Annotated in this window: 8 protein-coding genes; all 8 read right to left on the bottom strand. The window is 68.8% G+C overall.

From position 1 onward, the window contains the following. Positions 1 to 67: 67 nt before the first annotated feature. The 8 genes from A7X12_RS05375 to ku all read right to left on the bottom strand — a co-directional run bounded on the left by A7X12_RS05375 (position 68) and on the right by ku (position 12,593). A complete protein-coding gene (locus tag A7X12_RS05375) occupies positions 68 to 961 on the bottom strand; it encodes a transglutaminase family protein (protein WP_064310696.1) in 894 nt (297 codons plus the stop codon). Beyond that, positions 961 to 3,441, bottom strand: coding sequence for a circularly permuted type 2 ATP-grasp protein (locus A7X12_RS05370; protein WP_064310591.1), 2,481 nt, complete (start codon positions 3,439 to 3,441; stop codon positions 961 to 963). Before A7X12_RS05370 ends, A7X12_RS05375 begins: the two co-directional genes overlap by 1 nt. Before the next feature lie 76 nt (positions 3,442 to 3,517). Beyond that, positions 3,518 to 4,747, bottom strand: coding sequence for a histidine-type phosphatase (locus tag A7X12_RS05365; protein WP_157105499.1), 1,230 nt, complete (start codon positions 4,745 to 4,747; stop codon positions 3,518 to 3,520). A gap of 14 nt (positions 4,748 to 4,761) precedes the next feature. Then, positions 4,762 to 7,536 carry a TonB-dependent receptor gene (locus tag A7X12_RS05360; RefSeq protein ID WP_064310590.1) on the bottom strand — a complete coding sequence of 925 codons (2,775 nt, stop codon included), beginning with the start codon at positions 7,534 to 7,536 and terminating at the stop codon, positions 4,762 to 4,764. A 78-nt stretch (positions 7,537 to 7,614) separates the two neighbouring features. Continuing rightward, positions 7,615 to 8,568, bottom strand: coding sequence for a FecR family protein (locus tag A7X12_RS05355; RefSeq protein ID WP_064310589.1), 954 nt, complete (start codon positions 8,566 to 8,568; stop codon positions 7,615 to 7,617). After that, entirely contained in the window at positions 8,534 to 9,109 is a 576-nt protein-coding gene (locus A7X12_RS05350; RefSeq protein ID WP_232318369.1) for an RNA polymerase sigma factor, read from the bottom strand. Before A7X12_RS05350 ends, A7X12_RS05355 begins: the two co-directional genes overlap by 35 nt. Before the next feature lie 60 nt (positions 9,110 to 9,169). Continuing rightward, the gene (ligD, locus tag A7X12_RS05345; RefSeq protein WP_064310588.1) at positions 9,170 to 11,734 is read right to left on the bottom strand and encodes a DNA ligase D; all 2,565 of its coding nucleotides are present in this window, start codon (positions 11,732 to 11,734) and stop codon (positions 9,170 to 9,172) included. After that, the gene (ku, locus tag A7X12_RS05340; protein ID WP_064310587.1) at positions 11,727 to 12,593 is read right to left on the bottom strand and encodes a non-homologous end joining protein Ku; all 867 of its coding nucleotides are present in this window, start codon (positions 12,591 to 12,593) and stop codon (positions 11,727 to 11,729) included. Before ku ends, ligD begins: the two co-directional genes overlap by 8 nt. Between the last annotated feature and the right edge of the window lie 11 nt (positions 12,594 to 12,604).

Here is a 12,604-nt window from a genome sequence, read left to right as displayed (position 1 = left end):
TCGCGTCTTCGCGAACGACCGAAAACAGGGCTGGCGGCAACGCCGGCCCTTTTTCGTTGGCGCTTGCTCAGGCGGGCAGGGCCACGTCCAGCGGCTCGACATCGACCGAGACGTGCATGTTCTGCGCGCCTGAGCCGAGCACGATGCCGTCGATCGGCGCGATGTCGGCATAGTCGCGGCCGATCGCCATCACGATGTGATCCTCGGCCATCCAGATGCCGTTGGTGGGATCGACGCCGACCCAGCCGAGCTGGGGCCCGCACCACAGCAGCACCCAGGCATGGGTCGCGTCCGCACCGACGAGCCGGGGCTGGCCGGGCGGCGGCAGCGTGCGCAGATAGCCCGAGACATAGGCGGCGGGCAGCCCGGCGGCGCGCAGGCCGGAGAGCATGATCTGCGCGAAATCCTGGCAGACGCCGCCGCGCTTCGCGAACGCCTCGTGCGGGGGCGTGTCGACCAGGGTCGCGGTGGGATCGAAGGCGAAGTCGCGCTGGATGCGCTGGGCGAGCGCGATGCCGGCTTCGAGGATGCCGCGGTCCTGCCGCAGCTCTTCCGCGCACCAGGCGGCGATGTCGCGGTCGAGCGGGATCAGCGGCGAAGGGAAGAGATAGGCGGCGGGGCCGGCCGGGGTCGGGTCGCGGCTTTCCCGCGCCCAGGCGGCGATCTGTGCGATGGTGGGATCGCCGGGGGCAGGAACCGGGATCTGGCGGTCGACACGTACCTGCGCGCTGCTCTCGATCGTCAGGCTGTTCGCGTCGTGCTCCACCACCAGCCGCACGACATTGGCGAGGCCCGCCTCCGCGCGCGCCGGGTAGGTGCGCCCGCCGGGCTGCACGCTCAGCGCATATTCCTCGATCATCTGCCCGGACCACAGGATCGGCTTCAGCCGCAGATTGCAGCGTGCAAAGGCGACCGGCTGGGCATAGTCGAACCGCGTCACATGGCGGATGCGATAGAGCATCATGCGAGGACGAGCCCCGCCGCGCGCAGCGGCTCCGCGCCGTGCAGGAAATAGCGGCGGGCGACCGCTTCCGAGAGACTCCACAGCCGCCCCTGAAGATCGGCCAGCCAGGCGTCGTCGATGGCGGTGGCGCGCGCCGTCACCAGCGTTGCGGCGATGCTCCGCGCCTGTTCCTGCTGCGGCTCGGCCAGCCCGTCGTCGGAGAGGACCGGCAACGCATTGAGGTGGGCGGAGATCGCCGCCGCCTGGAAGGCCAGCCCGCGCGGATTGCCGGGGTCCAGCGCGAGCAGGTCGAGCACCGGGACCCGCGCCATGCCCGTAAGATAGCGCTGGCGATAGCTGATCTGGCTGTCCGCGAGGTCCAGCAAGGTCGAAAGGTCGTCGGCGGTCGCCTGGGGTCCACCGAGCGCACGCAGAAAGCCGATCGTCGCCAGCGCACGCTCGATGCGGCGGCCGAGATCGTGAAAACGCCACGCATCGGTGCGGCCCATATGCTCGCCGGCCTGCCCCGCCAGCGCCGAATAGCGCCGCTGCAGCGATCCCGCGCGATCGAGCAGCACGCCGCGCTCGGGGAAGGGGGCGTCGAGCAGACGGATCATATCGGCCGAGAGGCGGTCGCGCGAGACGGCGCCGATCGACCGCGCCTGGCGGTTGATCGCGCGGACGCTGGTCCAGCCATCGGTCGATTCGAGCGCGGTGCGGGCGAGCTGGGTCAGGTCCTGGCGCTTGAAGGCGCGGGGCGCTGGGGCGGCACCGGCGGCGACCACCAGCTGGGCAAGCCGCTCGACCGTCTCGGCCGAGAGCGCCGCGCCCGTATCCGCGCTGATCGAATGGCCGAGCAGCACGCGCAGCACCGAGAGCAGTGCCTCGCCGCGCTCCAGATAGCGGCCGAGCCAGAACATGTTATCCGCCACGCGGCTGGGCAGCGTGCCGGGATTGCGGCGCAGCTGGGTCGAGTCGCCCGAGGGGAGCAGCGATACCGGCGCCACCGGATCGGGCCCGTGGATGCAGACATCGGCCGACCAGCTGCCTTCCCCCATCACCGCGGCGCGGGCGTCGGCATGCTCGCCGATCCGCGCGAAGCCACCGGGGAGCACCGTCCACTGCCCGGCGGCATCGCGCGCCGCGAAGACGCGCAGGGTGAAGGGCCGCGGCGCCAGCCGATCCTCGGCAACGAAGGGCATGGTCGAAAGGCAGACGACTTCCTGCCCGACATAGTCCTGTGGCCGCCGGGTGAGATCGTCGCGCAGCGCTGCCCGCGCGGCGTCATCCAGATGTGCGCCGAGCACCGCCTTGCCGTCGGGCAGGCCGAGCGGCGGGGTGCCGAAGGCAGGCGCGACGACCATCTGGTCGAGATGGGCTGCGACATGCGCGGCTTCGGCAGACTGGCCGCACCACCAGGTCGCGATATTGGGCAGGCGCAGCGGCTCGCCGAGCAGGATTTCGCTGAGGCGCGGCAGGAAGGCGGCGAAGGCCGGTGCCTCCAGCAGCCCGGCGCCCGGCGCATTGGCGATCACGACATTGCCGGCGACCGTCGCATCGATCAGCCCCGCAACGCCGATCCGGGAGTGCGAATCGAGCGCGAGCGGATCGAGATAGCGCGGGTCGAAACGGTGCCACAGCGCATCCACCCGCTTCAGTCCGGCGATGGTGCGGACGTAGACGCGGTCGTCGAGCACCGCGAGATCGGCGCCCTCGACGAGCAGGAAGCCGAGATAGCGGGCAAGATGGGCCTGCTCGGCATAGCTGGCGGTGAAGCGGCCGGGGGTGAGCAGCGCCATGCGCGGCTCGGCACGTCGGCACGCGGTGGCGATGCCGTCGCGGAAGGCGGCGAAGAAGGGGGCGTGGCGCTCGATATTCAGCCGGCCCTGCAGCCCGCCCAGGGTGCGCGCCATCGCCAGCCGGTTCTCCAGCGCATAGCCGGCGCCGGCCGGGGCCCGGAGATGGTCGGCGAGCACGCGCCAATGTCCGTCCGGGCTGCGACACAGGTCGAACGCGACGAAGTGCAGGTGATGCTCGCCCGGCGGGGTCAGGTGGGTCAGCGGGCGAAGGAAGAAAGGGCTGCCGGTGAGCAGCGCGGCGGGGAGATGGCCGTCGGCTACCAGTCGGGTCGGGCCATACAGGTCGCGGAGCAGCCGCTCCATCAGCTCGGCGCGCTGGGCGACGCCGGCCTCGATCGCGCGCCATTCCCGCTGGTCGATGAGCAGCGGCACCGGGGACAGCGGCCAAGGGCGTTCCTCGCCATCGTCGCCGATGCGGTAGCCGGTGCCGATATCCTCGGCATGGCGATGCGCACGCTCGCGGGCGATGGTCAGCCCGTCGCCGGAAAGCCCTGCCAGCTCCTCGAAGAGCGCGCTCCAGGGCGTGCCGGATTCCGCGCACAGCACGTCGCCTGCGGGTGCATGGCCGCAATAGTCAGCGATCCAACGATCGGCGATCGTGCCCGCATCGAACAATCCCGCCTCGGCAAGGCTGGCCACAGCTGCTTCCCTTTCTCGGCCGCGGTGATGGGCGAAACGATGGTGCCATGCAACACGGGAGATGTGCGGGACTGTCTCAGCCGAGCTTGGCGAGCGCCTCGTCCAGGGTACACAACCCGGCAACACCGCGTGCGTTGCACCCGGGGACGGGAAGAATCCGATCGTGCGGACCGTGGGCACCGAGCGGCGCTGCGGTGCGGAGCTGGTCCAGCGTCTGCGCGCGGTAGCGAAGGCGGACATAGCGCTTGCCCGCGCGATCGTGCAGCCGTTCCAGGATCAACGCGCCTCCGGGTACGGGATCGTCGGCGGCGAAGCCGGGGATCTGCCAGTGCACGTCGAACAGCCCGCCGAGATTGGCGATGTTGGTATCGTGGCCTGCAATCATCGTCACGCGCGGTCCGCTGTCGGCCAGCCCGGTGCGGACGATCTCGGCAAGGCCCGCGAAGTTCGCCACGGCGATGGGGCGGGGACGGGCGAGGATGCGGAATTCGAGCGCATGGAATTCGCCGAGCATGGTCACGTCCGCCAGCGTCGCGCGGCCCCAGCCGATGCGCGCGATCGGCATGCCCTCGGCCGCCTCCAGCAGCAGGATCTGCGCGGCGGTGGAGGCGCGGTCGATCGCGCCGGTCAGCTTGGGGCGCTTGTCGGCGCGCGCCGGCGCGATGCCGGTCGGGGTACCGGACACGCCGCAGCCGGGGCGCGGGGAGCCGCACAGGACGGTGTCGAGCCGGGTCAGCAGCGGCCGGTAACGCGCATCGAGCGCGGCGAACCCGCCGGGGCCGACTTCGGCCGCCACGGCAGCATCGGCCTTCGCGGGATCGAGCGGCGCCTCGCCCGATTCGATTGCGTTGAAGCGGGGATCGGGCACGTCCTGCGGGCGATGATCGATGGCAAGGGGGCAGCCTGGTGCCAGCGTCGCCGCCCAGGCCTTCGCGGTTTCGATCGTGCGCTGGTCGCTGTCGGCGACGATGCGGACCGCGCCCGGCACCGGGCAGCCCTTGGTCGGGAGCAGGCGGTGGAATCGCCAGGCGGTGGCATCGGCCGCGCCCAGCCGGGCCACTGCTGCGGCGCCGTGCGGGGTGAGCCAACCCGGCCGAACCGGCCAATCGGGCCAGCGCTCGGGCGTCACCTCGGGCGGCATGGGCGGGGCCTTGGTCGGCGGACGTACGCCGTGGCGCATCAGCATCACGACGCGGTCTACCGCCAGCGAACCGGGGGGTAGCGGCGCGGCGGGGCGGGCGCCGGCAGCCGCCGGGGAACCGAGGGCGAGGGCAAGGGCGAGCCCCAATCCGATCCGCACTTTCATCGTCCGGTTGTCCTTCAGAAATGGATCTGCACGCCGCCGCGCAGCTGGGTGCCGTAGCGCTCGCGCTCCACGAGCAGGTTCTTCGTGCCGATATAGCGCCGCCATGGCGCGTCGGTCAGGTTGATCGCGTCGCCGAAGAGGGTGAACTGCGGTGTCACCTGGTAGCTCAGATGCACGTCAAGCTGGCCGTTGCCGTCGGTATATTGGTCGGCGGCGGCGGTCGCCGCGATCGTGTCGAGATAGGAGGAGCGGTAGTTGAACGCCACGCGCGCGCTCAGCCCGTATTTCTCGAAAAAGATCTGCGCGTTGCCGACATTCTTCGATTGATAGGCGAGCGGCACGTCGCCCGCGCGGATCGCGCCGGCATTGGCGTGGCCCCAGACATGGGTGAAGTTCGCCGAAAGGCCGAAGCCGCTCAGCACCCCCGGCAGGAAGGTGAACTGCACCTGCACATTCCCCTCTACGCCGGTGACCGTTTCCGAATCGGCGTTGAGCAGGCTGGTGACGTTGGCTGCCGCATAGGTGACGTTGGCGGCGGTCACGTTGGTCTGGCGATTGGTGTTGCTGTAGATCGGGTTGTCGATCTGCTTGTGGAAGAATCCGGCCGACAGGATCGCGCCCGGCGCCGGATAATATTCCAATGCCGCGTCGTAGTTCACCGCACGATAGGGCTTGAGGCCGGGGTTGCCGAGCGAGATCGCCGCCACCGCCGGATCGCTGGTGTCGACCAGAACATAGGGCGCAAGGTTGGAATAATTGGGTCGGCCGATCGAGGTCGTCACCGCGCCGCGCAGCAGCAGGTTGCGGGCGAATGCGAATTTGGCGTTCACGCCCGGGAACACATCGGTGTAGCTGGTGTGGCCGAAGCTGTTATAGCCATCGCCGAGCGTCGAGGCGGCGTTGACCACCTTCGCCTTCACGTCATCCTCGGTATGCTCGACGCGCACGCCGGGCACCAGGGTGAGGCCGCCGAACGTCAGCGTCGCCATCACATAGCCGGCGGCGATCTTCTCCTTCACGCCGAAGTCGTTCGCCAGCGTGTCACTGATCGTGCCGCTCTTGTCGATCGCCACCGCGCTTGGATTGGCGTCGAAATAAGCCTTGGCCGCGTCGTAATTGATCCGCGTGCCGAAGCCGAACATGCCGTCGTAGAAATCGCTTTCGCCCGGATAGCCGACGGGGCTGGCCAGCGTCCATTTCGCGCTGCCGGTCTTGTAGTTGGTCTTGTTCTGGTCGTTCACCTTCTCGCGGCGGAGATATTTGCCGCCGAGCTGGATGGTGGAATCGTCGCCGATCGCCACGTCATGGGTATAGTCGAACCGGCCCTGCCACAGTTCCTCATAGGTGCTGCGCTGGTCGAAATTGACCTTGCTGTAGGTGAACAGCGTCGGCGTGGCGAAGGCCGGCGTGGTCGGCACCAGCGTGTAGGGGTAGGTCGACGGATCATAGTTGAGCGTCAGCGCACCCTTGGCGGTGGTGAAGGTGAACTCGCTGCGCAGCGGATCCTTCTTCTCGGCGCGGGTCCAGTTGCCCGAGACCTCCAGCTTGCCGCCGGCGACCGAGTCGAATTCGCCGCCCAGCGTCACCGACTTGGTGTTGTCATTCTCGTTGCGGCGGCGGACGAGGATCGTGCCGGTGCCCTTGAGCGCGGTGCCGAAGCCGGTGACCGCCAGGCGGTTCTGGTCGCGCGTCTCGTGATCCTGGAATTTGGAATAGCTGGAGCGCAGGTACAGCTTCACCGTGTCGCTTGCGCGCCAGTCGAAATTGCCGACCACGCCGAGCCGGGTTCGGGTGAGGTTATAGTCGCGCAGGCCGTTGCCGTCGGGTACGCCTGCGGCGTTGAAGTTGGTCGAGCCCTGATAGTTCTGGCTCTCGATCGGCCGCTGCGAATAGTTGACCGAGACGACCGCGCCGAACTGTTCCTGCGCGCCGAAGCGGCCGCCGACGGTGCCGTCGAGCTCGTAGGGTACCTTGTGGTTCAGCGAATACCAGCCCTGCGCCGCGCGCGCATCGAGGAAGAAGGGCTTTACGCTGTCGAACCCGGTACGGGTGCGGATCGCGACTTCGCCGGCGATGGCATTGGCGTCCTGGCTGGCAAGCAGCGACTTGGTGACCGCCACCGACTGGATCATCGCCGAGGGCAGGTCGTCCAGCTTCACCTGGCGGCCGGCGGGCTCGGGCGCGGGCAGCGTCTGGCCGTTCAGCGTGACGTTGAGCAGGCTCGGGTCGATGCCGCGGACGATCGCGTAGCGGCCCTCCCCCTGGTCGTTGGCGACCGACAGGCCGGGCAGGCGCTTGATCGCCTCGGCGACATTCTGGTCGGGCAGCTTGCCGACATCATTGGCGTGGAGGGTCTCGATGACATTGTCCGCTGCCCGCTTCTCCGCCACCGCTTCGCGCTGCGAGGCGCGGAAGCCGGTGACGACGATCTCGCCGGGAACCTCGACCGTCTCCGGCTCCGCCTGGCTGGTCTGCGCCGGGCGCTCCTCGGCGACGATCACATAGCGCCCGGGGCCGGTGCTGCGCACGGCGAGGCCGGTATGCGCGAGCATCCGCTGTAGCGCCTCGTCGACCGGCATCTTGCCCGACACCGCATTGATCCGCCGGCCCCCACCGACGCTGCCAGCAACGATGATCTGCACGCCGCCTTGGCGCGCGAACAGCCGCACCGCACTGGTGACGTCCTGCGCCGGAATGTTGAAGCTCTGCACCTGCGCCAGCGCCGGCTGGGCGAGCGTGCTCATCGCCACGACTGCCGTCGCGCCGAGCCAGCGATTCTTCGAGATCATGTCTTCCACCCCAAGGCGCCGGAATGGCGCGGTTCTCGATTGCCTGACGGTGGGCGCGGCGATTTCCTTACCCGCGCGCTACTTTTTTTCGGGGGTGCCGAGCACGATCGCGTCCGGGCCGACGCGCGCCCGGGTGCCGAGGCCGATCGCGGCGCTCTGCGCGAAGCCGGCGGAATCGTCGATGCGGAAGGCGCCGTACAGCTTCTCGCGGGCAAGTGCGGGGCTGGCGAGCGTGATCTGCAGCTGGTTGTGCCGATTGAGCTCGGCCACCGCCTCGCCCAGCGTCTCGCCGTCGAGATCGAGCCGGCCGCTGGTCCAGCCGAGCGCGCGTTCGATCCCGGGGGCGTCGACATGCTCGACCGTCGCCGCCGTGCCGCCGTCGATCGCGAAGCGCGCCCGCTGGCCCGCGGCGAGACGGAGCGTGTGCCCGGCGGCGGCGACCTCGACCAAGCCTTCGCTCACCAGCACGTCCACCGTGCCGCCGTCGCGATCGGCGTCGACCTGGAAGACGGTGCCGATATCGGTGATCGTCACGTCGCCGACGGTGACGCGGAACGGCGCGGCGGCATCGTGGCGGACGCGGAACAGCGCCTTGCCGTCGTTGAGCGCGACGGTGCGCGCGGTGCTGCCGATGCGGGTGACGAGATCGCTGCGCGCATCGACCGCGAGCGAGGAGCCGTCGTGCAGCGCCACCGATCGCACCTCGCCGATGCCGGTGCGGATCGCCTCGCCGCGGGCGGGCAGCAGCAGCGCAGCGGCAGCCAGCCCGGCGGCGAGCGTGGCACTCGCCCCGCCCAGCCACCAGAATCGGCGGGATGGGCCTGGATCCTCCGCGACCAGCGTCTCCGGCACCGCGCCCCCCAGCAGTACCAGCGTCGCCTGGGCGCGGAGCAGGGCGCCGGCATGCACGGGGTCCGCGGCCAGCCAGCGATCGAGGCCGGGCGGTGCGGTATCGGGCGATGCGTCGATGCGGGCCGCCCAGCGGGCAGCCTCGTCTTCAAGCCGGGATGCGGGTCTGCCGCGGTTCGCCAACGCCCAATGCTTCCTTCTCGAACCGCTCGGTCCGTACCGCGTGCTGGATGCGCCGCAGCGCCTTCTGCACGTCGTTCTCGACGATGCTTTCACTTACCCCGAGCCGTCGCGCAATCTCTCTTTGCGGCAGCCCTTCGATCCGCTTGAGCGTGAAGATGGTGCGGCATCGCTCGGGCAGGTCGGCGAGCAGCCGCTCTACCATCCGCACCTGCTCGCGCGCCGCCACTGCCGCTTCCACGCCCAGTTCCTCTGCCTCGACGAGCCACTGGGCGATTTCCGTAACTTCCTCGAATCGCACGACGCGCGCACGGCGCAGCTGGTCGCGCCAAAGGTTCTTCACCATCTGCATGAAATAGGCGCCGGGCCGATCGACATGGGCGATGCTGTCCATCGCGGCGAAGCGGCAATAGGCTTCCTGGATCAGGTCGTCGATGTCCGCCTCGGCAACGCCGGCACGGCGCAGCGCTCCGCGCACCTGCGGCTCTTGCGGCACCACGTGCAGCGCCACCCAGCGAATGATCTCGGACGAAGCTGTGCGCACGGACCTGCCTTCCCGTGCGGCGCGCTACGCTGCCCATGCGAAAGCCTCGTGACAGCGGTGTTACAGATCGGGGAGCGTCTGGTCGGCGGTACCCCAGCCGCGCAGCGCCCGGCCGGCGGCGCGTTCGAGCAGTGTTGCCGCATCCTTGATCGTGAAGGCATGGGCGCTGTCGATCCCGCGCAGCTCGGTCCAGGTGACCGGTGCCGCGACGGGCGCGTTGGCGCGTGCCCGCGCGACATAGGGGAGCACCGCGGTCGATCCGCGCTGGTTGCGCAGATAGTCGATGAAGATGCGCCCCGTCCGGCTCGCCTTTTTCAGGTTGGCGGTGAAGCGCTCGGGCTCGGCCTGGGCGAGCGCGCGGGCGAAGCGTTCGCAGAAGCTCTTCGCCGCCGGCCACTCGGCCTGCGGCACCAGCGGCACCACGACATGCACGCCCTTGCCGCCGGAGAGCATCGGCCAGCTGGTCAGCCCGATTTCGGCGAGCTGTTCCTTCAGATGCTCGGCCGCCTTCTTCACCACCTCGAAATCGAGCCCCTCGTCGGGATCGAGGTCGAACACCAGCCGGTCGGGCTTCTCGACATCGGCGACGCGCGATCCCCAACCGTGGAATTCGATCGTCCCCATCTGCACGCAGGCGAGCACGCCGTCGGCGTCCGAGACGTAGAGATAGGGCTCGGTCGATCCGTCCTTCTCGCGGATGTCGACATGGTGGACCTGTTCGCCGAAGCTGCCGGCATCGTGCTTCTGGAAGAAGCATTGCTTGGCGCGGCCCTGCGGGCAGCGGACCAGGCTGATCGGGCGCTCGGCCAGCCAGGGCAGCGCGATGGGGGCGACGGCGGCGTAATAGTCGGCGAGATCGCCCTTGGTCAGCTTCGACTCGGGGAAGATCACCCGGTCGCGGCTGCTGATCTTGATGGACGAGGGTGCCGCGTCGGGAAGCACCGCCGGCTCCTCGGCGACGACCGCGTCGGCGGGCTTGTCCTGGCGCAGGCCGAGGAAGCTGGCGTGGCGGACGACCTTCTCGGCGGTGAACTCGGCAAAGGCGATCTCGGCGACCAGCTCGGGCTTCACCCAATGCGCGCCGCGTGCATCGGGGCGGGGGACCTTGGCGGCGGGCGTGTCGGTGGCGAGGCTGTCGAGGCGTTCGCGCATCGAGAGCAGCGTTTCCGAATTGAATCCGGTGCCGACCTTGCCAGCATAGACGAGCCCGTCGGACCCGTTCAGCCCAAGCAGCAGCGACTTGAACCCGCGGCCCTTTGCGCTGGAGGCGATCCAGCCGAGGATCACGAGCTCCTGCCGATGCGTGCACTTGATCTTGAGCCACGCCTTGCTGCGCGTGCCGCGATAGGGCGCATCGGCGCGCTTCGAGACGACGCCTTCGAAGCCCTCGCGGCACATGCTCTCGAACAGCTTCTCGCCCTGCCCGATAATGTGTTCGGAGAAGCGGATGCGATCGTCCGTCCCCTCGATCAGCGCGCGCAGGCGTTCCTTGCGCTCGATCTGGGGGAGAGCGGTCAGGTCCTCGCCCGTTTCGGCAAGCAGGTCGAAGGCGAAGAACAGCAGTCCCTCGCCGCCGGCTGAGATCGCCTCCTGCAGCGTGGAGAAATCGGGCTTGTCGTCCTTCATCGCGACGATCTCGCCGTCGATCATCGCGCCGGGCGGGAGCGTGGCGGCAGCTTCGGCGATGCCGGGGAATTTGTCGGTCCAGTCGAGCCCGGAGCGGGTGTAGATCTTCGTCCCGCCGCTGCCGGTGGCGATCAGCGCGCGGTAGCCGTCATATTTGATCTCGTGGAGCCATTGGTTGCCTGTGGGTACCGCGTCGACCAGCGTGGCGAGCTGGGGGGATTGAAACGGTGGCGCCTTCGATCCTCCCCGGGACGGGGAGGGGGACCGCCGCGAAGCGGTGGTGGAGGGGGGCTTCGGCTGGGCAGCGCTCTTTCTGGAACGGCTCCCCTTGCCGCGCTCCCCCTTCACCAAGCCGCGCTCCCCCTTCACCAAGCCGCGTTGCGGCTTGGTCCCCCTCCCCGTCCCGGGGAGGATCTTGGGGCTCGCGCCCTCGGCGATTTCCTGCATCGTGCGGCCGGTGGTGACGCTGGTGAGGCCGGTTTCCACCAATTCGTCCGTGGCGCCTGCAAACCCTTCGTCGATTTTGCGCAGCAGCCAGTTCTCGGCCTTTTCCTTGCCGCGCGGCTTGAGGCGAATCAGCAGCCATTCGCCCTGCATCCGCTCCCCGTGGAGCACGAAATGGAGATGGCCCTTCGCCAGATTCTTGGCGCTCTTGCCCGGAATCGGTTCCCAGGTGCCGCTGTCCCACAGCATCACGGTGCCGCCGCCATATTCGCCCTTGGGGATCGTCCCCTCGAAATCGGCATAGGAGAGCGGGTGGTCCTCGGTGCGCACCGCCAGCCTTTTCTCGTCGGGATCGAGGCTGGGCCCGCGCGTCACCGCCCAGCTCTTGAGCACGCCGTCCACTTCCAGCCGGAAGTCCCAGTGCAGCCGGGTCGCATCGTGCTTCTGGACGAGGAAGCGGTTGCCGCTGCCCTTCGCGATCTTGCCCGCGGGCTCCGCGGTCTTCGCGAAGTCGCGCTTGGCGTTGTAGCGGGCGAGGCTGTCGGCGTCAGGCACGCTTCTTCGCCGCCGGCTTCTTGAGCGCTGCCTTCTTCGCCGGCGCCTTGGTCTTGGACGCAGGCTTGGCGTCGCCGGTGTTCAGCGACTTCTTCAGCGCCGCCATCAGATCGACGACGTTGGAGCCACGGCTTTCCGGCTTGTCCGGGTCTTCCAGGATCTTGGCGCCTTTGGCCTTTTTCTTCTTCTCGATCAGGTCGCGTAGCGCATCGACATAGCGGTCGTGGAAGCCTTTGGGATCGAAGCTGCCCGACTTCTTCTCGATCAGCGTTTGCGCCAGGTCGAGCAGCTCGGGGTCGGGCTCGCTGTCCGGGATCTCGCGGAAATAGCCCTGCGCCTTCTGCACCTCGTCGGCATAGCGCAGCGTCTCCAGGATCATGCCGCGCCCGCAGGGCTTGAGGCTAACCACATATTCGCGGCCGCGCATCGCCAACTGGCCCAGCCCAACCTTCCGCGCCCGCCGCAGCGCCTCACGCAGCACGATGAACGCTTCCTCGGCGAGATCGTCGGCGGGCACCACGAAATAGGGGCGTTCGTAATAGAGCACGTCGATCTCGTCGGCGTCGACGAACTGGGTGAGCTCCAGCGTCTTCTTGGATTCGAGCTTCACCGCATCGATCTCGTCCTGCTCGAGCAGCACGTACTCGCCCTTCTCGACCTCATAGCCTTTCACGATCTCGTCCGGCTCGACCGCGCCAACGCCCGGCGCGACCTTCTCGTACTTGATCCGCTGGCCGCTCGGCTCGTGGATCTGGTGGAACGCGATCTGCGCGCCGGACTTGGTGGCGGTGTATATTTCGACGGGAATCGAAACGAGGGCCAGCCGGATCTGTCCCTGCCAATAGGCACGTGCCGCCATGCGGAAGTCTC

It is taken from the genome of Sphingomonas sp. TDK1, assembly GCF_001650735.1.
In the GTDB taxonomy this organism is placed as follows: Bacteria; Pseudomonadota; Alphaproteobacteria; order Sphingomonadales; family Sphingomonadaceae; genus Sphingomonas.
This window is presented reverse-complemented; position numbering and strand designations above follow the sequence as displayed.

Bases quoted from the DNA above. Each gene is read 5' to 3' on its own strand.
- A7X12_RS05360 (WP_064310590.1), bottom strand. From the start codon at position 7,536: ATGATCTCGAAGAATCGCTGGCTCGGCGCGACGGCAGTCGTGGCGATG.
- A7X12_RS05375 (WP_064310696.1), bottom strand. From the start codon at position 961: ATGCTCTATCGCATCCGCCATGTGACGCGGTTCGACTATGCCCAGCCG.
- A7X12_RS05365 (WP_157105499.1), bottom strand. From the start codon at position 4,747: ATGAAAGTGCGGATCGGATTGGGGCTCGCCCTTGCCCTCGCCCTCGGT.
- ku (WP_064310587.1), bottom strand. From the start codon at position 12,593: ATGGCGGCACGTGCCTATTGGCAGGGACAGATCCGGCTGGCCCTCGTT.